This window comes from Salinispora goodfellowii (assembly GCF_059570675.1).
This window is the reverse complement of the sequence record NZ_JCANTD010000005.1, coordinates 90542-114084: the sequence shown is the minus strand read 5'-3', so window position 1 is coordinate 114084 and position 23543 is coordinate 90542. Positions and strand designations below refer to the sequence as shown.

Genomic DNA, 23543 nt, shown 5'->3' with positions numbered 1-23543 from the left:
TCCAGCCATGGCCGTCAGGTACCGGCTACCGGCACCTGACAGGGATCGTAGGGGGCCGATCGGGGCCGGCGCCCCGCTGATCAGGGTGAGTGCCCTCACAGCGACCGCCCGGCACGGCCAGCTGCGCACCCGTCGTCGGCGCCGGAGCGCAACCGCCGGACGCCCGGGACCCAACGCCGGGGAGGGAGAGCGTCAGGTCACGGGCGTCCACGGTCCCCGGGCAAACCCCGCACCAGGGCGCCCGGGAGCTTCCTGGATCAGGCGGTCTCGGTGATGGGCCGGTCCACCCAGCTCATCATGGCCCGCAGCCTGCCGCCAGTCTCCTCGATCGGATGCGCCGCACCCTCCGCCCGCCACTTGGCGAAGTTGGGGCGGCCGGCCTCGTCCTCGGCAACCCACTCCCGGGCGAACTCACCGGACTGAATCTCGCCCAGGATCGCCCGCATCCGCTCCTTGACCCGGGAGTCGATGACGCGGGGGCCACGGGAGAGGTCGCCGTACTCGGCCGTGTCCGAGATGCTGTACCGCATCCGGGCGATGCCGCCCTCGTACATGAGGTCCACGATGAGCTTCAGCTCGTGTAGGCACTCGAAGTAGGCCACCTCGGGTGCGTAGCCGGCCTCGGTGAGCACCTCGAAGCCGGTCTGCACCAGCGCCGCCGCACCGCCGCAGAGCACCGCCTGCTCGCCGAAGAGGTCGGTCTCGGTCTCCTCGGTGAAGGTGGTCCTGATGGCGCCGGCCCGAGTGCCGCCGATGGCCTTGGCGTACGCCAGGGCCAGGCCGAACGCGCTACCGCTGGCGTCCTGCTCGACGGCGACCAGACAGGGCACGCCCTTGCCGTCGACGTACTGCCGGCGCACCAGGTGGCCGGGGCCCTTCGGGGCGATCATCGCCACGTCCACCTCGGCCGGCGGCGTGATCAGCCCGTACCGGATGTTGAATCCGTGCCCGAACAGGAGCGCCTTACCCGCGGTGAGGTGCGGCGCGATCGACTCGGTGTAGAGGGTGCGCTGGGCCGTGTCCGGCGCGAGGATCATGATGATGTCGGCCTCGGCCGCCGCCTCGGCCGGGGTCTGCACCCGTAGCCCCTGCTCCTCCGCCTTCGGCCGGCTCTTCGACCCGGCGGGCAGACCGATCACCACCGCGACACCGGAGTCGCGCAGCGACAGCGCGTGGGCGTGGCCCTGACTGCCGTACCCGATCACGGCGACCGTGCGGCCCTGAAGCAGACCCAGGTCGGCGTCGTCGTCGTAGAACACCTCAACGCTCATGGACTTCCCTTTCGTACGGCCGCGCCCGGCGGCCGGTCGGAGATCTGGTGGAGTACGGATCAGGCGGCCCGAAGCGCCGGACCGGCGGTGATGGAGCGGGACCCACGGCCGATGGCGACCGTGCCGGACTGCACCATCTCCTTGATCCCGAATGCCTCGAGGTCCCGGAGCAGGGCGGCCAGCTTGTCCGGGGTGCCGGTCGCCTCGACGGTCAGCGTTTCCGGGGCGACGTCGACGACCCGGGCGCGGAACAGGTTCACCGTCTCCAGCACCTGACCGCGGGCGCTGCGGTCCGCGCGGACCTTCACCAGCAGCAGTTCCCGGGCCACCGACACCTGGGAGTCCAGCTCAACGATCTTGATTATGTTCACCAACTTGTTCAGCTGCTTGGTGACCTGCTCCAGCGGAGAGGAGTCGGCGTTGACCACGATGGTGATCCGGGAGACATCCGGGTTCTCGGTCTCCCCCACGGCCAGACTGCCAATGTTGAAGCCGCGCCGGGAGAAGAGCCCGGACACCCGGGCCAGGACCCCGGGCTTGTTCTCCACGAGCACGGAGAGCGTATGCATGGTCACAGTGGTGCCTTCCTCGTCTGGTTCTCCCGGCCCCTGCGGCGCCCGGTGCGGTGGGCCATGACTACACCTCGTCCTCGTCGAAGACCGGCCGGACCCCGCGGGCAAACATGATCTCGTCGTTGCTGGTGCCGGCGGCGACCATCGGCCACACCATCGCGTCCTTGCCGACCACGAAGTCGATGACCACCGGGGCGTCGTTGATGGACATCGCGGCCTCGATCGTCTGGTCGACGTCCTCCGCTGTCTCGCAGCGCAGCCCGACGCAGCCGAGCGCCTCGGCGAGCTTGACGAAGTCCGGAATACGATGCTTGTGGGTACCGAGTTCGGTGTTGGAGTAGCGCTCCCCGTAGAAGAGGGCCTGCCACTGCCGCACCATGCCGAGATTGCCGTTGTTGATCACAGCGATCTTGACCGGGATGCCCTCCAGCGCACAGGTCGCCAGCTCCTGGCTGGTCATCTGGAAGCAGCCGTCGCCGTCGATCCCCCAGACCACCGTCTCCGGCCGGCCGACCTTGGCACCCATCGCCGCCGGCACCGCGTACCCCATGGTGCCGAGGCCGCCGGAGTTCAACCAGGTGCGGGGCTTCTCGTACGAGATGAACTGGGAAGCCCACATCTGGTGCTGGCCCACGCCCGCCACGTACACCGCCTCCGGGCCGACGATCTCGCCGAGCCGGCTGAGCACGTACTGCGGGGAGAGCGTGCCGTCGGCCGGCTCGTCGTACCCCAGCGGGTAGCGCTTGCGCAGCTCCCGCAGCTGGGACCACCAGTCGTCGAGGTGGGGCCGGTGGCCGGCCGCCTGCTCGACGGTGACCGCGCCGACCAGTTCGTCGATGACGTGCCGGGCATCCCCCACAATCGGCACGTCCGCGTGCCGGTTCTTACCGATCTCGGCCGGGTCGATGTCGGCGTGCACCACGGCCGCGTCGGGAGCGAACGAGTCCAGCTGGCCGGTCACCCGGTCGTCGAACCTCGCCCCCAGCGCCACGATCAGATCTGCCTTCTGCAGGCCGTAGACCGCCGCAACCGTCCCGTGCATGCCGGGCATGCCCAGGTGCTGCGGGTGCGAGTCGGGGAACGCCCCGAGCGCCATCAGAGTGGTGACCACCGGAATCCCGGTCAGCTCGGCGAGCTGGCGCAGCCCGTCGGTCGCGCCGGCCTTGAGCACCCCGCCACCGACATAGAGCACCGGCCGGCGGGCGATGGCCATCAACCGGGCCGCCTCCCGGATCTGCTTTCCGTGCGGGTGCAGCGTCGGCCGATAGCCGGGTAGGTCGAGCGTCGGCGGCCAGGCGAAAACGGTTGACGCCTGGAGGACGTCCTTGGGGATGTCCACCAGAACCGGGCCGGGCCGGCCGGTTGCGGCGAGGTGGAACGCCTCGGCGAGCACCCGGGGCAGTTCCTCGGCGCTCTGGACCAGGAAGTTGTGCTTGGTGATCGGCAGCGTGATGCCCTGGATGTCCGCCTCCTGGAAGGCGTCCGTCCCGATCGACGGCCGGGCGACCTGGCCGGTGATCGCCACCAGCGGCACCGAATCCATGTACGCGTCGGCGATCGGCGTCACCAGGTTGGTCGCACCGGGACCGGAGGTGGCGACGCAGACACCGACCCGCCCGGTCGCCTGCGCGTACCCGGTGGCCGCGTGTCCGGCACCCTGCTCGTGCCGGACCAGGATGTGCCGGACCGTGGAGTCGTACAACGGGTCGTACGCCGGCAGGATCGCGCCGCCGGGGATGCCGAAGATGACCTCGACGCCGAGCGCTTCGAGGGAGCGCACGAGGGAGCCGGCACCGGAGACCTGGGTGGGGGCGGGGGTGCGTACCGCCGGGACGGTCGGGGTGGCCGCCGCGCGGGGCCGGTCGGCATCGCGGGGCGGCTCGACGGCCGCACGGGCCCGCCGGGCGGAGTTGGCGAGGGTCTCGGGTGTGGGTCTCGTCATGGCGGTTCAAGCCTTCGGCTGGAGGGTGCGGTGGGTTCTGCGGTGGAACGCCGGCGGAACGCCCGGCAGATCTGACGGCAACAAAAAAGCCCGCGTGCGGGATGCACGGGGCCAGCGCACTCTCAGTGGGAGAGCGCGCTCAGATAAGTACTCGCAACGACCGGTACGACGACATGGGGAACAGCATGACGTATCTCAAGCAATGAGTCAACCCGTCCCACATTCTGGTTAACGGGTCGGTCGCAACTTCCACCCCGGGACAGTCGGCCCCACCGACCGGTCCCGGGCTGACCCGATCCCGCTCCGACCCCGGCCCTTTCGACCCGGGCTGCTCCGACCGGCACCGGCCACTCCGACCGGGCTACTCCGACACCGGCTACCCGGGCCCCGGGCGGGACGGCGGCCGCCGCGGCGACGGCGGGCCGGAGGCCAGCACGGGCGGCACCGACACGGCGACCGGCGGGGCGTGCGACGAGGTGGCCGCCTCCAACATCGCCTCCAGGTGCTCGGCCGGCACCCCCCAGCCGAGGAGTGCGCCCTGGCCGAAGTGGCAGCCCGCGGCGACCACTTCGGCCAGCGCGGTCGGAGTCGTCACCCCCTCGGCGATAACCCCGAGACCCAACTGATGCCCCAGGCGCATGACAATGTCGACCATCGGGGCGAAGGCCGGGCCGTCGGCGTCCACCGGACGAACCGGCTCATGCCCGGCGACGAGACTGTGGTCGATCTTGAGGATGTCGAGCGGAAGCCGCCGAAGCTGGCCGAGGGAGGAGTAGCCGGCGCCGAAATCGTCCAACGCGATCCGCACCCCGGTACGGCGCAACGCGGTCAACCGCCGGATCAGCTCGTCCACGTCGGTGGCGACGGCGTGCTCGGTGACCTCCAGCACCAGGCGCTGCGGCGGAACCCGATGTGCCCGCAGCGCGTCAGCGACCTGACCGACGTAGGCCGGGGCGTGTAGCTCTCGCGGCGAGACGTTGACCGACACCCACACGTCATGCCCGTCGGCGAGCCAACGGGCGAGCTGCTGGCAGGCCTGGTCCAGCACCCACGCCCCCAGCTTGGCGATCATGCCGCACTCCTCGGCGAGCGGAATGAACTCATCCGGGCGGACCGCGCCCAGTTGCGGATGGCGCCACCGGAGCAGCGCCTCGGCACCGACCGGGCGCACCGACGGCAGCGACGCCACCGGTTGGAACACCAGCCGCAGCTCGTCGCGTTCGATCGCCCCCCGCAGCTCGTGCTCAAGCGTGGCCCGCCGGCTCAACAGCTGGTCGTAGGCGACGTCGTACCGCTCGATCCGGTTCTTGCCGCGCTGCTTGGCGTAGCGCAGGGCCAGGTCGGCGTGGCGCAGCAGCAGGTCGACATCGGGTTGACCGGCCCAACCGGCGATGCCGATGCTCGCCGAGAGGAAGACGGGCCCCTCGGGCAGTTCGTACGCGGCCGCCACCGCCCCGAGGAGTCGCTCCCCCATCTGGTCGATGGTGGCCGGCGAGCCGGGCAGTAGGACGGCGAACTCGTCCCCGCCGAGCCGGGCCGCCAGCTCGCCGGAGCCCAGGGGGGCACGTAGCCGCCGGCCCACCTCGGCCAGGACGGCGTCCCCGGCGTCGTGACCGCGCACGTCGTTGACGTTCTTGAAGCCGTCCAGGTCGAGCAGGAGCAGGACGCACGGGGTGCCCCGCTCCGCGCAGCGGTGCAGCGCCCGCAGCAGTCCCCGCCGATTCGCCAGGCCGGTCAGGGCGTCGGTGTGTGCCAACTCCCGGAAGTGTGCCTCCCCCTCGACCAGCCGGCGCGCGTACCGCCGGACGTCGTGCAGGGTCAGGTACTGCCGGGCGACCAAGGCGAATACCTCGACGCTGGCGGCGGCCATGCCGCACGGTTCGAAGCGGCCGTCCTGGAGCAGGTGGTACGCCGCCGCGCCCGCCATCACCAGGATCGGCAGGACGGCGTGCTCGCCCTCGCGCCGGGTCGGGTCGATGTCCGACTGGCAGGGACGATCGAACCCACGGAGCATCAGCGCCACGGTCAGCAGGCCGGCGACGGCCACCGTCGCGCCACCGAAGGCCAACCCCGCCTCAGCCTTCAGCAGCCCGGTGGCGACGCCGAGCCCACCGACGGTCGTCGCGGCGGAACCGGCGCCGAGCGCGGCGAGCCGGCGCCGCGGCGACGAGACCCGAAACACCACGACGGTGGCAAGGCCCACGATCAGCGCCGCGCTGGCGGTGGCGAGCAGGATCGGCGCACCGACCGCCGGAGCGGATCCGAGCAGACGGGTCGGCTCGGCGAGGAGCACCCAACCCACGAACCAGAGCGCGGTAGAGATGATCATCCCGTCCAGCACCAGCCGGGTGGCCACCCCGATGGTGGGGGCCATGCCGGGGAGGCGGAGCAGCCCGGCCCCGAAGAGCAGCCCGCTGGTCGCGGTGGCCAGGGCGACCAGCTCGGCCCAGCCGACCAAAGGGACCGGCTCGGGCTGCCCGGCAGCGGTCAGCAGTACCGCCACGCCGGCCCCGACCTCGACCAGGCCGATGCCGGCGGCCACGGCGAGGAGGAGGAACGCTGCGGGGCGGCGCGCCGACAACCGACGGGCGCCACCCACCGCCGGGATGGCAGCCGGCTTGCGGGTGAGCCCGCTTCGCACCGCGCCGCGAAACCGACTCGTGGGTAACAACACAGCCCAACTCTGCCGGATGAACGCGGGGTGTGGGGGGCCGGGATGCGCATCTGTTGGGACACACCCGGCGCGGGCTCCGGTCACCCCCGCGACGGTGCCAGACTGGTACGCATGCCTGAGCTGCGGTCGAGGACCTCCACCCACGGTCGGACGATGGCCGGCGCCCGAGCCCTGTGGCGGGCCACCGGGATGACCGACGACGACTTCGGCAAGCCGATCGTCGCCATCGCCAACAGCTTCACCCAGTTCGTTCCGGGGCATGTCCACCTCAAGGAGCTCGGTGGCCTGGTGGCTGAGGCGGTCGCCGAGTCCGGCGGGGTGGGCCGGGAGTTCAACACCATCGCCGTGGACGACGGCATCGCGATGGGCCACGGCGGCATGCTCTACTCGCTGCCCAGCCGGGAGTTGATCGCTGACGCCGTGGAGTACATGGTCAATGCCCACTGCGCCGACGCTCTGGTCTGCATCTCCAACTGCGACAAGATCACTCCCGGGATGCTGCTGGCCGCGCTGCGGCTGAACATCCCGACCGTCTTCGTCTCCGGCGGTCCGATGGAGGCCGGGAAGACCGTCGCGATCGAGGGGGTCGTGCACTCCAAGATCGACCTGATCGACGCAATGATCGCCGCGTCCAACGAGGCGGTCACCGACGACCAACTCGACCAGATCGAACGCTCGGCCTGCCCCACCTGTGGCTCCTGCTCCGGGATGTTCACGGCCAACTCGATGAACTGCCTGACCGAGGCGATCGGCCTGGCCCTGCCCGGCAACGGGTCAACACTGGCGACCCACGCCGCCCGCCGGTCCCTCTTCGTCGAGGCCGGCCGTACCGTCGTCGAGATCGCCAAGCGCTGGTACGACGGGGACGACGCCACGGTGCTGCCCCGCACGGTCGCCAGTCGCGCCGCCTTCGACAACGCGGTCGCCCTCGACGTCGCGATGGGTGGCTCGACGAACACCATCCTGCACCTGCTCGCCGCCGCCCGCGAGGCCGAGCTGGACTTCGGGGTGGTGGACATCGACGCCATCTCCCGGCGGGTGCCCTGCCTGGCCAAGGTCGCACCGAACTCCCCGAACTACCACATGGAGGACGTCCACCGGGCAGGCGGAATCCCGGCCATCCTCGGTGAGCTGGACCGGGCGGGCCTGCTCAACCGGGAGGTCCACGCGGTGCACTCCCCTTCGCTGGAGCGTTGGCTCGCCGACTGGGACATTCGCGGCGGCACCGCGACGCCGGAGGCGATCGAGCTGTTCCATGCCGCGCCGGGCGGGGTACGCACCACCGAGCCGTTCTCCACCACCAACCGCTGGTCCACGTTGGACACCGATGCGGTCAGTGGGTGCGTCCGGGACCGGGCTCACGCGTACACCGCGGACGGGGGGCTGGCCATCCTGCACGGCAACCTGGCGCCGGAGGGTTGTGTGGTGAAGACCGCCGGGGTGCCCGAGGAGTGCCTGACCTTCCGGGGCCCGGCCCGGGTCTACGAGTCCCAAGACGACGCGGTCACCGCCATCCTGGCCAAGGAGGTCACCGCGGGGGACGTGGTGGTGATCCGCTACGAGGGCCCCCGGGGCGGGCCCGGAATGCAGGAGATGCTCTACCCCACCTCGTTCCTCAAGGGCCGGGGGCTGGGGCGGGCCTGCGCGCTGCTCACCGACGGCCGGTTCTCCGGCGGGACCTCCGGGTTGTCGGTCGGGCACGTCTCCCCGGAGGCCGCCGCCGGCGGGCTGATCGCCCTGGTCGAATCGGGCGACGAGATCGTCATCGACATTCCGCACCGGGCCATCGAGTTGGCCGTACCGGCCGAGGTGTTGGATGCCCGCCGGGTCGCGCAGGAGAAGCAAGACCGGCCGTACACGCCGGCGGAGCGGCAGCGCCCCGTCTCGGCGGCGCTGCGCGCGTACGCCGCCATGGCGACCTCCGCCAGCGACGGCGCCTACCGCCGCGTCCCCGAGTAGCCGAAATTCGGGGCGCGGCCTCGGGGACCGCCCTCCCGAGAAAGCCCGGGAACGCCAGCCGACCCTCCGCCTACCGAGCGGACCGGGCCGGCCTGGTTGTCGGCACGGACACCATTCACATCGAACATGGACACGATTCGGCGAGCGAGACCCGCGATTCGCCGGTGGCGGGTGTCTTTTCTTGCTGCTCAGTCCCGGGTTCGGTTGGATTCGTGAGCCCCGTCGCGGCGATTACAACAACAGCGACCAGTCTCACGACCTTCTGAATCGTCACGTCGTCCTCCTCGTCTGCCGGTCGGCAATGCCGCGGCGGAGAAGCCGGAAATCGCCTCCGCCGCACCGGTGGTTGACTCTACCGACCACTCCCCGACATTCACATAGATCTGGCTATAGGCCCATCCCAGAATTACCTTAATAAGTCCTAAATTCCAGCACATAGCAGCTGCCCGAACACTTTATGTGATGCCAGTCGTTCCCGCCCTTCTGGAATAGCTTCGCGCCGCACGCAGCCGCGAACCCAGAGTCACCCGCCGGCACCCCTGTTCGACGCCAACACCCGGAGCCCTCTCCAGGCCCAGGCCGGGCGTACACCGTGTCGACCAACCCAGGACGAGGCGATCAGGATCAACCGGAGCGGTCGACCACAGCAGAGCATTGTCTGTTTTGGGCATTTTTTTCGGGTTCATGTTCGTTTGATCCGTTTGTCGGTTTAGCGTCCGGGTTGGCCGCTACCGCCCGCTCGGTAGCCGAGGAACCCACCCGGTCCGGCACCACCGGGCGGACGGCTCCTCGTCGTTCACGGGGGAAGGACACCGACACCGCGATGAACCAGCAGGAACACATCCAGACACCCGAACCGGACCGCCCCGGCGGGCACCGGGCGAAATCACGGCGGCGCTGGTGGGCCGTCGGGCTGGCCGGGGTGACCGGCCTGGCCCTCACCGCCGTCGGCATCACCGTCACCCCGATCGGGGATGCGGTCGGACGCGCCATCAGCAGTAGCGACGACCGGCCCGGGAAACACCGGGGCGCCCCCTACGCCGGAGGCGAAAACCACGACGAGCGAGCCAAGGGGGACGGGAGCACCCACGACGGCAGGGGAAAGGAAACGAAGGGCGTCCCGGTCCCCTGCGACGCCGACAAGCTGATCGCCGCGATCACCCTCGCCAACGCCCGCGGCGGCGCCACCCTCGACCTCGCCAGCAAGTGCACCTACCTGCTCACCGCCATCATCGACGACGCCGGCCTCCCCGCCATCACCACCCCCATCACCCTCAACGGCGGCAAACACACCACCATCGAACGCGCCGCCGCCGTCGAACAATTCCGAATCCTCACCGTCGACACCGGCGGCGACCTCACCCTCAACCACCTCACCATCACCGGCGGACAAACCGACAGCGACGGCGGCGGAATCCTCGTCAACACCGGCGGGGCGCTCACCACCAACCACAGCACCATCACCCGCAACATCGCCAACGAAGACGGCGGCGGCATTTACAGCGCCGGCGTCACCACCGTGCGACACACCACCGTGAGTCGTAATACCGCCATCGTCACCGGCGGCGGTATCGCTAACTCCGCGGGGCAGGTGACTCTGGAGAAAGCAACGGTGCAGGCGAACACCGCAGGCAGCGTGGGCGGTGTGATCAGCAGCGGCCTCTCCGCCGTCGTGACGATCCGGCACAGCCTCATCGCCGACAACAACTCCGGGGGAGCCGGCGGCCTACTGATCTTCAATGGCGGTATCGGCACCGTCGTCGACACCACGATCACCGGTAACCGCTCGAGCGGCTTTGCTGGAATCCAGGTAGACGGACAGCTCACCCTGAAGCGGGTAAAAATCACCAACAACATCGCCTCCTCCGGGTTCGCCGGCGGCCTGTTCGTCGACCCCGGCTCCACCGCTGTGGTCGAGGACAGCCTCATCCAGGACAACACCTCCCTCTCGAGCTTCGGCGGCGGCGTGTACAACTTCAGCGTGCTGGTGATGCGCAACACGAAGGTCATCGGCAACCAGGCCGAGCAGGGCGGCGGCATCTACAACGCCGGGGGCACGCTGACGCTGTTCAACACGCAGGTGGTGAAGAACATCGCCACGGTTGACGGCGGCGGCATCGTCAACAACGGTGGGACGGTTGACCTGAACACCGCCACCGGCACCGTCGTCATCAAGAACCGGCCCAACAACTGCGTCGGCAACGTTCCCGACTGCCCAGCCTGAACCGGCCACCTACGCGGGGCTCCGACCCGCCGCCCACAGGGCGGGTCGGAGCCCCGCACTCCTGGCGGTGCGCGACCATGCCACCACCCGCGCGCACCTGACCGCCCCGTCCCGACACCGCTGGGGACCAGGTGGGATCATCACAAGGTGAGCAGCTCCGACACCCTCCGCTTCCGGCACAACCAGGCCCTGCTGGTAGCCGCGGTGGTCGCCTTCTTCGGCGCCCTGCCCCTGGCCGCCGCCCGGTGGTACCTGTTGCCGGTGCTCCTCGTACCACTCCTCCTCGGCGGGTGGGCCTGGCGGGCCGGCACCGACGTCACCGCAGAAGGGCTGCGCCTGCGGGCGCTCGCCGGCCAGTACCGAATCCGCTGGGAGCAGATCGTCGAGTTGGGCGCGGACCCAGCCGGCCGGGCGGTCGCCCGGCTCACCGACGGTCAGACGGTCACGCTGCCCGCCGTCCGCCGGGACGACCTGCCCCGGCTCGTCGCGGTCACCGAGCGGCCCGCAACCGGCCCGGCCGACCAGTCGACTCAGTAGCCCGCCACCACCACGTTGGTCGGCGGCTCGCCCGCGGCGAAGCGGCGAATCTGATCGCCCACCAGCCGGTACGCCCGCGGAAGCAGGCTCTGTACCGATCCCGCGACATGCGGGGTGAGTAGCACGTTCGGCATCGCCCACAACGGGTTGTCGGCGGGCAACGGCTCGGGGTCGGTGACGTCCAGTACGGCAGAGATCCGGCCGGTGCCCAACTCGGCGACGAGCGCCTCGGTCCGCGCCACCGGCCCCCGCGCCGCATTGACCAACAGGGCGCCATCACACATCGCCGCGAGAAAGCCCTCGTCAACCAGCCCGCGGGTCTGCTCGGTCAATGGCACCAGCAGCACCACCACATCCGCCTCCGGCAGCAGCCGGGGCAGTTCCGCGACGGCGTGCACGCCGGGCCGCGCGGTCCGGGCCACCCGGGTGAGGCGCACCTCGAACGGGGCGAGGCGTGCCTCGAGCGCCGTGCCGATCGAGCCGGCGCCGACGATCAGCACCCGCTTGCCGGCGAGTTCGTCGGTGGGCGCCACCTCGCGGTATGCCCACTCCCGACGGCCCTGTGCCCGGACCAGCGTGGGAAAGGAGCGCAGGTGCGCCAGGATCGCGGCGACGACCCACTCCGAGGTGGCCTGGTCGTGCACTCCCCGCGCATCACAGAGCGTCACACCTGGCGGCATCCGGCCGACCCACGCGTCCGCACCGGCGGTCAACAGCTGCACCACTTCCAGATCCGGCAGCTCCCGCAACAGGTCGGTGGTCTCCGCCTCGGCCAGGAACGGCGGGACCCAGAACCGGACGTCGGTCACCGGGGATGGGAGCCGCTCCGGCTCCGCCACCTCCACCGTGACACCCGCCGGCAGGTCACCGAGGAGGGACGTGCCGTGCTCATGGGGGATCCACACCTTCACACCCGCCGACGATAGAGCCTCGGGCCGGCCCGCCCTTTTCCGGGGCCCGCACCGGCCCACCGGCCGCTACCCTGGTCCCGGTGAGCGCCCGTCCCGCGTACCCGCGCACCCGCCGCTTTCGGGCTACCCTCGCGGCGTCGTGCGCGGCGCTGCTGATCGCCACCGGTTGCAGCTTCGGCGAGCCCGGGCCCGACCCGGCCGGCGAACCCCCCACCTTCCCCACCCCGACCACCTCCGACCCGGGGAGCACCGGGCCGGAGGTGGTCGCCACCGTGTTGGCGAAGGGCCTACGAGTCCCGTGGGACATCGCCTTCCTCCCGGACGGGGGCGCGCTGGTGACCGAGCGGGACTCCGGCCGGATTCTCCAGGTCGGGCCCGAGTCCGACCCCGACGGGCTGCGGGTGACCGTGGTCCAGACCGTCGCCGAGGTGACGCCCGGTGGCGAGGGCGGGCTGATGGGGATCGCCGTCTCCCCGGACTACCAGCGGGACCAGACGGTCTTCGTCTACTACACCGCCGAACAGGACAACCGCGTCGCCCGGCTCACCCTCGGCGAGCCGCCGCGCCCGATCCTGACCGGCATCCCAAAGGCGCGCACCCACAACGGCGGTGGCCTCGCCTTCGGCCCGGACGGGCAGCTCTACGCCAGCACCGGCGACGCCGGCGATCGGGAACAGGCGCAGGACGGCGACCGGCTCGGCGGAAAAATCTTGCGAATCACCACCGACGGCGAGCCGGCACCGGACAACCCCTTCCCCGACTCGCCCGTCTGGTCGCTGGGGCACCGGAACGTGCAGGGCTTCACCTGGGCCGCCGACGGTCGGATGTACGCCGTCGAATTCGGCCAGAACACCTGGGACGAGATCAACGAGATCGAGCCGGGCGGCAACTACGGATGGCCGGAGGTCGAAGGCCGCTCCGACGACAGTCGGTACGTCAGCCCAATCGTCTGGTGGCCGCCGGCGGACGCCTCCTGCTCCGGGCTGGCCCGGAGCGAGCAGCTCCTCGCTACGGCCTGCCTGCGCGGACAGCGGCTCTGGCTGGTCGAGTTGACCGACACCGGAACGCTCGGCCAACCGCGCGACCTCCTCACCAACCAGTACGGCCGGTTGCGGGCAGTCGCCGCGGCACCGGACGGCTCGCTCTGGGTGGGCACCTCGAACCACGACGGGCGCGGAGCTCCGGTGCCGGCGGACGACCGGCTCCTGCGCCTGGTGTTGGCGGACGGTGAAGCCGGACGAAGCTGACCGCGAGACCGGGCAGAACCAACCGCGAAGCCGGTTGGAGCCGACGGCGAGGCCAGGCAAAACCGACAGCGACGCCGGATAGAGCTGACAACGGGCAACACCCGGCCCGGATTTCCCGAGCCTGTCGACTGGGCGAGTCAGAATTTCAGCATGGACGGTCAGGGGAACGAACAGCAGGACAGCCGAGGCGGCCAGCCGCCGGAAACGGGCTGGAGTCGGCGGCTCCGGCGACGGCACCGCCGAGCCGGCGGCCGTTCGACCCGCTGGCGGACGCTCCGCGCCGTCGGGATGACCCTGGCCGTACTCGCCATAACCCTGGCCGGGGTGTTGATCGGCACGCTGGCCGGCGGCCGGGTCAGCACCGAGGTCGGGCCGTTCCAGGCGAACCTGACGGTGACGCCGGCGCTGCACGGCGGCACCACCATCGACATCCCGCCGCTCGGCGCCCTGCTGCTCGACAGCCACGACGGGCCGACCGAACTGACCGTGCAGTTCGGCGCCCTCGATCAGGACCGCACCGAGGCGTTGCTGCACGACCCGGAGAGCCTCGACCGGGCGAGCCAGACCGCCGTCGACGACATCCGGGAAGGCGTCCTGCGCCTCGGTGTCCGTACGGTCGCCGCCACGGTGCTGGTCACCCTGCTGCTGGCCCTGCTGGTGTTCCGCGACACCCGCCGTACGGCCTGGGCGGGGGTGCTGGCGCTCGCGATCACCGCGGGCAGCCTGGGCACCGCGGCGGCCACCCTGCGACCGCAGGCGATCGAAGAACCCCGCTACGAGGGGCTGCTGGTCAACGCGCCGGCGCTGGTCGGCGACGTCCAGCGGATCGCCAACGACTACACCCGCTACGCCGAGCAGCTCCAGCGCCTGGTCGGCAACGTCAGCCAGCTCTACTCCACCGTCTCGGAGCTGCCGGTCTTCGAGCCGCAGCCCGGCACCACCCGGGTGCTGCACATCTCCGACCTGCACCTGAACCCGGCCGCCTGGCAGGTCATCCAGACGGTGGTGGAGCAGTTCGGGATCGACGTCGTGGTCGACACCGGCGATATCACCGACTGGGGCAGCGAGCCGGAGGCGAACTACGTCGACTCGATCGGACTCCTCCGCAAGCCCTACGTCTACATCCGCGGCAACCACGACTCGGGGGGTACGACCGCGGCCGTGGCCCAGCAGCGCAACGCCATCGTGTTGGACAACGCGACCACCGTGGTCGCCGGGTTGACCATCGCCGGCATCGGGGACCCCCGCTTCACGCCGGACAAGAGCACCTCACCGGCGGGCAGCAACCTGACCGGGGAGACAGCCGACCAGCTCATCGACACCGGCGAACAGTTGGCGGCCACCGCCCGTAGCGCACCCCGGCCGGTGGACCTGGCGCTGGTGCACGACCCCGCCTCGGCGGGGCCCCTCTCCGGCGTCACCCCGCTGGTACTCGCCGGACACACCCACAACCGCGAGGTGTACCGGCTACCCCAGCAGCCGGACCAAACCCCCACCCTGTTGATGGTGCAGGGTTCGACCGGTGGCGCCGGCCTGCGCGGCCTGGAGGGCGAGGAGCCCACCCCGCTGTCGATGACCGTCCTCTACTTCGACGAGGAGAAACTGCTCCAGGCGTATGACGACATCACGGTCGGCGGCACCGGCCAGGCCCAGGTGAACCTCGAACGGCACATCGTGGCGGACCCGAAGGCCGGGGCCCCCGCCCCGGTCACCCCCACCCCGACCCGCTGACCGGACCGCCGGACGAGCCGGCGGTCAGCGACCGGTCAGCGCAGGGAGAGCGCGGCGAGGGCGGCGTTCACGATGCTGCCCGGCAACAGGTCGTGGAGCTCGTACAGCTCGGCGACGCTGCCGGACTGACCGAACTCGTCCACGCCGAGGGGCACCGCCGGGGCGCCGACCGCCGAGCCGAGCCACGCCATCGCGTGCGATGCGGCGTCGTGCACGGTGACCACCGGCACCCGGTCGACGAAGGCCGACCGCAGCGCGCCCGGAACGCTCGGCACGGTGGCGGTGCGGACCCCCTGGCGCAGGGTGCGCTGCCAGGCCCGGTAGAGACGGTCCAGGCTGGTGACGTCCACGACGTGCGCGGCAATCCCCTCCTCGGCCAGCTCGGCCGCGGCGGCGAGCACCTCGGGCAGGACCGCGCCGGAGGCGGCGAGCTGCACGACCGGGGCGTCGGCGAGCTGCGGGTACGCCTGGTGGGCGTCGACCAGCCGGTAGGCGCCGGCGAGCACCTGCCGACGCAACACCGCGTCGCCGAGCCGGCTCCGCGCAGCCGTGAACGGAGCCTGGTCAACCGGACGGGTGCTGAGCCGGAAGTAGTATCCGCCGTCCTCTCCGGGCGCGGCGGTGGCGGCCGGCGCCGCTCCCCCGGCGATCTGCCCCAGCGCGTCACAGAGCAGCCAGTCCAGGGTGGTGGCGTAGGCGGGCTCGACGAAGGTGACCCCGGGCAGTTCCAGGCCGACGCTGGCGGTGAGCGTCGACTGGTGGGCGCCCCCCTCCGGCGCGAGGGTGATCCCCGAGGGGGTCCCCGCGACCACGAACCGGGCGCCGGAGTAGGTGCCGTGCAGGAAGGCGTCCAGGCCCCGCAGCACGAACGGGTCGTACACGGTGCCCACCGGCAGCAGCGGCTGCCCGGAGTGGTCCCAGGCCAGGCCGAGCTGCCCGAGCAGCAGGAACAGGTTCATCTCCGAGATGCCCAGCTCGATGTGCTGGCCGGCCGGGCTCTCCGTCCACCGCAGCATCCGGTCCTCGGACCACGCGCGCTGCGAGGTAGGCGCGAAGACCCCGGACCGGTTGATGAACCCGGCCAGGTTGGTCGAGGTGGCCACATCCGGTGCGGTGGTGACGAGGTAACGCCCGACCTGCGGGTGACGGGACAGGTCAACCAGGACCCGACCGAAGACCTCCTGGGTGGAGACCGGCTTGTTGGCGCGTACCCGGGTCGTCTCCGGGACGCTGACGCCCAGTGCCCGCGTGCGTGGCGCCCGGGACAGCGCCTCCCGGCGCTCCCCGGCCCGGACACCGGCCGCCGACGCCGGGTCGAGCCGGTCCCACTCGGTGTCCCGGGTGCGGCCGTGCGCGGTCCGCAACGCGTCCACCTGCGCGGTGGTGAGCAGCGCCGAGTGGTTCCGGGGGTTGCCGGCGATCGGCAGCCCCCAGCCCTTCACCGTGTACGCGAAGACCACGCTGGGCCGGTCGGTGACCGCGTCGCACTGGGCGTAGGCGTCCAGCATCGCCGCCAGGTCGTGCCCGCCGAGGTCGGTGACGAGCGGGCCCAACTCGTCGTCGGGGATGTCGGCGATGAACTCCGCGATTCCCACCGGCGCGCCGTCGAGGAACTGCTTGCGCAGCAGCGGCCCGGCGAGGCCGAAGAGCGACTGGTACTGCTCGTTCGGCATCCGGTCGATCCAGTCCCGCAGCGCCGCCCCACCCGGACGGGCATACGCGGCGGCGAGCCGGCGACCGTACTTGACCTCCACGACGTGCCAGCCGGCGGCCTCGAACTGGCCCCGCCACTGGTCGATCCGGATGCCCGGTACGACCCGGTCCAGCGACTGGCGGTTGAAGTCGACCAGCCACATCACATTGCCCAGCCCGGTGGTGGCCGGGTCGGCGACCGCCTCCCAGATGTTGCCCTCGTCCAGTTCGGCGTCGCCGATGAGGGCGACGAACCGGGACCGGGGACGGGCGCCGAAGTGCGCGTCCACGTAGCGGCGGGTGACCGCCGCGAAGAGCGGCGCCGCCGCGCCCAGACCCACCGAGCCGGTGGAGAAGTCGACCTCGTCCGGGTCCTTCGTCCGGGACGGGTACGACTGGAGGCCACCGCGGGCGCGCAGCCGGGTCAGGTACGACCGGTCCAGGTTGCCGAGCAGGTACTGGATGGCGTGGAACACCGGGGAGGCGTGCGGCTTCACCGCGACCCGGTCCTCGGCGTCGAGGTGCGCGAACCACAGCGCCGTCATCGCGGTGACCAGCGATGCGCTGGACGCCTGGTGTCCGCCGACCTTCACGCCGTCGCCGGTGTCCCGGTCGTGGTTGGCCGCGTCCACGATGCGGGTGGCGAGCCACAGTACCCGGCGTTGGATCTCGTCGAGGACAGCAAGGTCGTGCTGGTTCACGGGGACTCCATCCGGGCGCCGCCGTTGGCGCCCTCCGAGGGGTGGGCAGGAAGGGCCCGTCGAGGGTGGCAGGAAGGGCCCGCCGGCAGCCAGCCGGCGGGCCCTTCGCGCACGTCAGCCCTGGACGCCGAGGCGCTCCAGGATCAGCTCACGCACGGTCTTGGCGTCAGCCTGGCCACGGGTGGTCTTCATGACCGCGCCGACCAGGGCACCGGCCGCGGCCACCTTGCCGCCGCGGACCTTGTCGGCGATGGCGGGGTTGGCGGCGATCGCCTCATCCACCGCCGCGGTCAGCGCGCCGGTGTCGGAGACCACCTCCAGCTTGCGGTCGGCCATGATCTTGGCCGGCGAGCCCTCTCCCGCGACCACGTGCTCCAGCACCGTACGGGCCAGCTTGTCGGTGAGCTTGCCGGCGTCCACCAGGCCCTGCAACTCGGCAACCTGCTTCGGGGTGGCGCCGATGTCGGCCAGCTCCACCCCGGTCTCGTTGGCCCGGCGGGACAGCTCGCCCAGCCACCACTTGCGGGCGGCGGTCGGGGTGGTGCCCGCCGCGATGGTCGCCTCAATCAGCTCGACCGCGCCAGCGTTCAGGATCGACTGCATGTCCAGGTCGGACAGGCCCCAATCCTGCTGGAGGCGGCGCCGGTGCAGCCGCGGCAGCTCCGGCAGCGTGGCCTTCAACTCGGCCACCCAGGTCGGGTCCGGCGCGACCGGCACCAGGTCCGGCTCCGGGAAGTACCGGTAGTCGGTCGCGGTCTCCTTGGACCGGCCGGAGGTGGTGTCCCCGGTGTCCTCGTGGAAGTGCCGGGTCTCCTGGGTGATCCGGCCGCCCGCCTCGAGCACCGACGCCTGCCGGATGATCTCGGAGCGCACCGCGCGCTCCACCGACCGCAGCGAGTTGACGTTCTTCGTCTCGGTCCGGGTACCCCACTGCTCACCCGGGAGGTTGAGGGAGGTGTTGACGTCGCAGCGCAGCGACCCCTCCTCCATCCGGACGTCGGAGACACCGAGCGAGCGGAGCACGTCGCGCAGCTCGGTGACGTACGCCCGGGCCACCTCCGGCGCCATCGCGCCGGCGCCGGGGATCGGCTTGGTGACGATCTCGACCAGCGGGATGCCGGCCCGGTTGTAGTCGACCAGCGACTCGGTCGCGCCGTGGATGCGGCCGGTGGCCCCGCCCACGTGCAGGGTCTTGCCGGTGTCCTCCTCCATGTGCACCCGTTCGATGCTGATCCGCACCGGTTCGCCGTTCACCTCGACATCCAGGTAGCCGTCCACGCAGAGCGGCTCGTCGTACTGGCTGATCTGGTAGTTCTTCGGCATGTCCGGGTAGTAGTAGTTCTTCCGGGCGAACCGGCACCACTGCGCGATCGAGCAGTTCAGCGCGAGCCCGATCCGGATGGTCGCCTCCACGGCCGCCCGGTTGGCCACCGGAAGCGAGCCGGGCAGCCCCAGGCAGACCGGGCAGACCCGGGTGTTCGGCGCCCCACCGAAGTCGGTCGGGCAGCCACAGAACATCTTGGTGTTCGTGCCCAACTCGACGTGGGTCTCCAGGCCGATCACCGGTTCGTAGCGCGCGACGACCTCGTCGTACGCGGGCAGTGTCGTCGTCATCGGTGCTCCTGCCTCACAGTGCCGGTGGGGTGAACGGGCCGACAGCGCTCTCCAGCGCGGCCGCGACCCGGTACATCCGGTCGTCGGCCATCGTCGGTGCCATGACCTGCAGGCCGACCGGCAGCCCGTCGGCGAGGCCACAGGGCACCGAGATGCCCGGCCCGCCGTACAGGTTGCTCGGAATGGTGAACAGGTCGGCCAGGTACATCTGGTACGGATCGGCGGTGCGCGCCCCGACCGGGAACGCGACGAACGGCGTCGTCGGCGAGATCAAGGCGTCGACCCGGTCGAAGGCGGTGGTGAAGTCCCGGCTGATCAGCGTGCGCACCTTCTGCGCCTGACCGTAGTACGCGTCGTAGTAGCCCGACGAGAGGGCGTACGTGCCGAGCATGACCCGCCGCTTGACCTCCGGGCCGAACCCGACCTCCCGGGTCGCCGACATGACCTCCTCCAGCGACCGGATGCCGTCGTCACCGACCCGCAGGCCGAACCGGACACCGTCGAAGCGAGCCAGGTTCGACGAACACTCGCTCGGAGCGATCAGGTAGTAGGCCGGCAGCGCGTACTGGAAGTGCGGGCAGGAGACCTCGACGACCTCGGCGCCCAGCTTGGTGAGCGTCTCCACCGCCGCCCGGAAGGCCGCCAGCACGCCCGGCTCGGCGCCCTCCCCGGCGAATTCCCGGACCACGCCCAGCCGAACCCCGGTCAGGTCGCCGCTGGCACCGAGCCGGGCGGCGGCCACCACATCCGGCACCGGTGCCGGGATCGAGGTCGAGTCGAGCGGGTCGTGGCCACCGATCGCCTCGTGCAGCAGCGCGGCGTCCAGCACCGTACGGGCGCAGGGGCCGGGGGTGTCCAGCGAGGACGAGAAGGCCACCAGGCCGTACCGGGAGGTCCCCCCGTAGGTGGGCTTGACGCCGACGGTGCCGGTGACGGCTCCGGGCTGCCGGATCGAGCCGCCGGTGTCCGAACCGATCGACAGGGGCGTCTCGTACGCGGCCAGGGCGGCCGAGCTGCCGCCGCCGGAGCCCCCCGGGATCCGGCTCAGGTCCCACGGGTTGTGGGTCGGCCCGAAGGCCGAGTACTCGGTGGACGAGCCCATCGCGAACTCGTCCATGTTGGTCTTGCCCAACATCACCGTGCCGGCCGCCCGCAGCCGCCGCACGATCGTGGAGTCGTAGGGCGGGCGCCAGTCGGCCAGGATCTTCGACCCGGCGGTGGTCGGTACGCCCTTCGTGGTGAGCACATCCTTGACCGCCACCGGCACCCCGGCCAGCGGGCCGAGCGGCTCACCGGCGGCGCGGCGCGAATCCACGTCGCTGGCGGCAGCGAGGGCACCTTCCGTGTCGACGTGCAGGAAGGCGTGCACCCGGTCGTCAACGGCCGAGATCCGGTCCAGGTGCGCCTGGGTGACCTCGACCGCCGAGGACTCGCCGCGCGCCACCAGGCCGGCGAGTTCAGCGGCGGAGAAGCTGGTCAGGTCGGTCATGAAGCCACATCCTCGTCCAGAATCCGCGGTACGCGGAACCGCTGCTCAGCGACGTCGGGCGCGCCCGACAGCGCCTCCTGGGGCGTCAGGCACGACGCCACCACGTCGTCGCGCAGCACGTTGGTCAGCGGCACGGAGTGCGACGTCGGCGGGATGTCCGCCGCGGTGACCTCGCCGACCTGGGCGACTGCCTGGAGGATCACGTCGAGCTGGCCGGCGAGGGTAGCCAGCTCCTCCTCGGTCACGGCGAGCCGCGACAGTCGCGCCAGGTGCGCGACCTCCTCGCGGGAGATGGCGGCCATCGGTGCCCCCTTCGTGGCTGTCCTGCTGATCTGTCCGCGCCGACCGCGGGCGGTGCTGCGCTACCCGCGGTGACCGCAGCGAGTCTATTGCTCCCGCTCGGCGCCGCTGCCTCGACTCCCCCCTCGGCGGTGGGTGGTCAACGGTCAACGGGCGGGGGTCCGCCCGACGGCGGCCTCCGGACCCGCCGTCGGGCGGACCGGACGATGCCGGGCCAGCCAGGCGACAAGCTCCTCGGCCGGCATCGGCCGGGCGTAGAACCAGCCCTGCGCGGCGTCGCAGCCGATCGCGTGCAGCATCCGCCAGGTCCGCTCGTCCTCCACCCCTTCGGCCACCGCCCGTAGCCCGAGCGCCCGGGCCAGCTCGACCACCGAGGTGACGATCGCCGCGTCGTCGGCGTCCTCGGTCATCCCCAGCACGAAGGAGCGGTCCACCTTCACCTCGGACAGCGGTAGCCGCCGCAGGTGTTGCAGGGAGGAGAAGCCGGTGCCGAAGTCGTCCAGGGCGATCCCCACGCCGAGCCGGTGCAGCCGGGTGATGGTGGCGAGCACCCGCCGCGGGTCGGCCATCAACGCCCCCTCGGTGATCTCCAGCTGGAGGCGCTGCGGCGGTACGTCGTGCCGGGCGAGTCGCTCCGCGATCCGGTCGGCGATCTCCCCGGTGTGCAGGTCCCGGACGCTGACGTTCAGGGCGGCCCGGAGGACCACACCCGCCGCCTGCCACCGTCCCAGCTGCGCCACCACGTCGTCGATGACCCGGAAGGTGAGCAGGCGCATGACCGCGCTCTGCTCGGCCACCCGGATCAGCTCCTCCGGGTCGACCATCCCGCGCCGGGGGTGGCGCCAGCGCAGTAGCGCCTCGACCCCGACCACCTCGCCGGTCGCGATGTCGACCTGCGGCTGGTAGTACATGGTGATCTCACCCGCGCCGGCCGGGTCAGCCAGACCACCGGCGCGCCCCGCCGCTGCGGTGAGCTCCGGCCCACCGGCTCCGTCGGTGGCGGCGAGCGGTGCAACGGTCTCGCCGGCGGCCGGCAGGCCGGCCGGGCCGACAATGGTACGGCGGCGAATCGGGTCGGCCGCGGTGACGATCCGCTGGATCAGCTCGTCGGAGTGGACCAGGTGTACGCGCTGCCGTCGGCCCCACCGCGACCACCGGCTCGGGCTCGGCCCGCTCGTGCCGGGCAGCACCGCGCCGGCGCCATCGAGCACCGGACGCGCCACACCGTTGCGCCCCGGGTCGGCCCCGCCGCCGTCCGTGTCGGGGCGTAGCCCGGAGGCGAGGACCCGACGCAGGTCGGCCAGGAGGCCCAGCCGCTCGGCCGAGTTGTGGTCGGACTCGGCCACGTAGACGGCGACCGTGTCATTGCGCTGTTTCGCGTCGTACATGGCCACATCGGCGTGGCGCATCAGGGTGGTGAAGTCCTCACCGTGGTCGGGGAAGAGCGCGACCCCGATCGACCCGCCCACATCCAGCGGCAGCCCGTCCAGCGTGACCGGCTCGGCCAGCGCGGCCACCACCCGGCCCGCCCGGTCACGTGCCTCGGCGACGTCGGTCAGCCCGGTCAGCACGATGGCGAACTCGTCCCCGCCGAGCCGGGCCACCAGGTCCCCGTCGGCGACCTCGGTCAGCCGGGCGCTCACCTCGACCAGCAGCCGATCGCCGACGGCGTGCCCGAGTGCGTCGTTGACGTGTTTGAACCGGTCCAGATCGAGCAGCAGCAGCGCCATTCGGGCCGGCGCCGAACCATCGGCGGCCCGCTCCGCGGGCCGGTGCAGCCGCGCGCCGACCTCGGCGACCAGTGCCTTCCGGTTGGGCAGACCGGTGAGGGGGTCGACGGAGGCGAGCTGCTGCTGCTCGGCGCTGAGCCGGGCCATCTGGTAGACCGCGAACAGCGGCGCCAGCACCAGCGGGACCAGCGCCGCGCTCGCCTGGGCCGCGGTGACCAGGACCGGCGCGAGCAGCAGCAGCGAAGCGGTGGATAGCAACTCGAAGCCCATCCCCGGCCGCCAACGTGCCCCGAACCGCAGCCACACCGCCGCGCTGACCAGCCCGTAGTTGACGGTGAACCAGGCGAGCATCGCGCCACTGACCGCGACCACGTCGGTCCCGCTCAGCTGCCCGCCACCGACCAGATCGCCCGGGCCGAGGCCGATCAGAACATGGGCGGCGGCGAGGGCGCAGGCGTACTGACCGGCGTTGAAGGCGATACGCCAGCTGGCGTGCCCCATGCGGACTCCGGCCACCACGACCGCCACCGCCTGCACGGTGACCGCCGGGCCCAGCCCCCAGCCGAGCAGGATGGCGAAGGTGAAGCAGATTGACGGAAACATGACCGAGGGCCGCCGCCGCCCCGGCGGGACGAACGGCCACGCGTCTCCGGCGACTGCCAGCACCGCCATCGTCCAGAACGCGGCGGGCAGCCGGAACACCTGGTCGGGAAGGGCCAGCAACGGAGCCGCCGAGGTCAGCGCGGCCACGGCGAGGACCACCGCCACGAAGGCGAAGAACGGCGCGCTCCGTCCTGGTGGGACGAAGTTGCGCGGGTCGGCCGTCGCCATCACACCTCCCGCGGGTCAGGGCGGCGCACCCAGATGTACGCCGTGTCCCCCATGTAACGCCCCAGGAGCCCGAATTCCCCGTACGACAGTCACGAATCGGTCGTAGTCGTAATTAAGT

At 71.5% G+C, this 23543-nt stretch carries 15 protein-coding genes; 5 read left to right on the top strand and 10 right to left on the bottom strand.

The annotated features are described in order from the left end of the window. Window positions 1–257: 257 nt before the first annotated feature. From ilvC to T398_RS07960, 4 genes are all read right to left on the bottom strand, one after another. Window positions 258–1271, bottom strand: coding sequence for a ketol-acid reductoisomerase (gene ilvC / locus T398_RS07975; RefSeq protein ID WP_496445712.1), 1014 nt, complete (start codon window positions 1269–1271; stop codon window positions 258–260). A gap of 59 nt (window positions 1272–1330) precedes the next feature. Then, window positions 1331–1846 (bottom strand): acetolactate synthase small subunit, encoded by a 516-nt coding sequence (ilvN, locus tag T398_RS07970; RefSeq protein ID WP_496445711.1) that lies wholly within the window; start codon window positions 1844–1846, stop codon window positions 1331–1333. Between the two features lie 61 nt (window positions 1847–1907). Continuing rightward, entirely contained in the window at window positions 1908–3785 is a 1878-nt protein-coding gene (locus tag T398_RS07965) for an acetolactate synthase large subunit (RefSeq protein ID WP_496445710.1), read from the bottom strand. Between the two features lie 376 nt (window positions 3786–4161). Beyond that, window positions 4162–6426, bottom strand: a complete 2265-nt coding sequence (locus T398_RS07960; protein ID WP_496445819.1) for a putative bifunctional diguanylate cyclase/phosphodiesterase — start codon at window positions 6424–6426, stop codon at window positions 4162–4164. 144 nt (window positions 6427–6570) lie between these two features. Between T398_RS07960 and ilvD the strand changes: the two genes are divergently transcribed. From ilvD to T398_RS07945, 3 genes are all read left to right on the top strand, one after another. Further along, window positions 6571–8418: a dihydroxy-acid dehydratase gene (gene ilvD / locus T398_RS07955; RefSeq protein WP_496445709.1), complete on the top strand. Its 1848-nt coding sequence runs from the start codon at window positions 6571–6573 to the stop codon at window positions 8416–8418. 823 nt (window positions 8419–9241) lie between these two features. Beyond that, window positions 9242–10642 (top strand): right-handed parallel beta-helix repeat-containing protein, encoded by a 1401-nt coding sequence (locus T398_RS07950; RefSeq protein ID WP_496445708.1) that lies wholly within the window; start codon window positions 9242–9244, stop codon window positions 10640–10642. 147 nt (window positions 10643–10789) lie between these two features. After that, window positions 10790–11179, top strand: a complete 390-nt coding sequence (locus tag T398_RS07945) for a PH domain-containing protein (RefSeq protein WP_496445707.1) — start codon at window positions 10790–10792, stop codon at window positions 11177–11179. Here T398_RS07945 and T398_RS07940 read toward each other — a convergent pair. Then, a complete protein-coding gene (locus T398_RS07940) occupies window positions 11173–12090 on the bottom strand; it encodes a 2-hydroxyacid dehydrogenase (RefSeq protein WP_496445706.1) in 918 nt (305 codons plus the stop codon). The two genes, T398_RS07945 and T398_RS07940, sit on opposite strands and share 7 nt — an antisense overlap. A gap of 80 nt (window positions 12091–12170) precedes the next feature. Here T398_RS07940 and T398_RS07935 point away from each other — a divergent pair, with 80 nt between their 5' ends. Together T398_RS07935 and T398_RS07930 are read left to right on the top strand one after the other, a co-directional pair. Beyond that, window positions 12171–13337: a PQQ-dependent sugar dehydrogenase gene (locus T398_RS07935; RefSeq protein WP_496445705.1), complete on the top strand. Its 1167-nt coding sequence runs from the start codon at window positions 12171–12173 to the stop codon at window positions 13335–13337. A gap of 150 nt (window positions 13338–13487) precedes the next feature. Continuing rightward, the gene (locus T398_RS07930; protein WP_496445704.1) at window positions 13488–15068 is read left to right on the top strand and encodes a metallophosphoesterase; all 1581 of its coding nucleotides are present in this window, start codon (window positions 13488–13490) and stop codon (window positions 15066–15068) included. Between the two features lie 35 nt (window positions 15069–15103). Here the strand turns inward: T398_RS07930 and T398_RS07925 are convergent, their stop codons facing one another. The 5 genes from T398_RS07925 to T398_RS07905 all read right to left on the bottom strand — a co-directional run bounded on the left by T398_RS07925 (window position 15104) and on the right by T398_RS07905 (window position 23425). Then, entirely contained in the window at window positions 15104–17461 is a 2358-nt protein-coding gene (locus T398_RS07925; protein WP_496445703.1) for a thiamine pyrophosphate-binding protein, read from the bottom strand. Between the two features lie 114 nt (window positions 17462–17575). After that, window positions 17576–19075 (bottom strand): Asp-tRNA(Asn)/Glu-tRNA(Gln) amidotransferase subunit GatB, encoded by a 1500-nt coding sequence (gatB, locus tag T398_RS07920; protein WP_496445702.1) that lies wholly within the window; start codon window positions 19073–19075, stop codon window positions 17576–17578. Window positions 19076–19088: 13 nt separating this feature from the next. Then, window positions 19089–20564 carry an Asp-tRNA(Asn)/Glu-tRNA(Gln) amidotransferase subunit GatA gene (gatA, locus tag T398_RS07915; RefSeq protein ID WP_496445701.1) on the bottom strand — a complete coding sequence of 492 codons (1476 nt, stop codon included), beginning with the start codon at window positions 20562–20564 and terminating at the stop codon, window positions 19089–19091. Then, window positions 20561–20866 (bottom strand): Asp-tRNA(Asn)/Glu-tRNA(Gln) amidotransferase subunit GatC, encoded by a 306-nt coding sequence (gatC, locus tag T398_RS07910; protein WP_496445700.1) that lies wholly within the window; start codon window positions 20864–20866, stop codon window positions 20561–20563. The genes gatA and gatC overlap by 4 nt, the downstream gene beginning before the upstream one ends. A 144-nt stretch (window positions 20867–21010) precedes the next feature. Next, on the bottom strand, window positions 21011–23425 hold the full coding sequence (locus tag T398_RS07905; protein ID WP_496445699.1) for a putative bifunctional diguanylate cyclase/phosphodiesterase: 2415 nt from the start codon (window positions 23423–23425) through the stop codon (window positions 21011–21013). Between the last annotated feature and the right edge of the window lie 118 nt (window positions 23426–23543).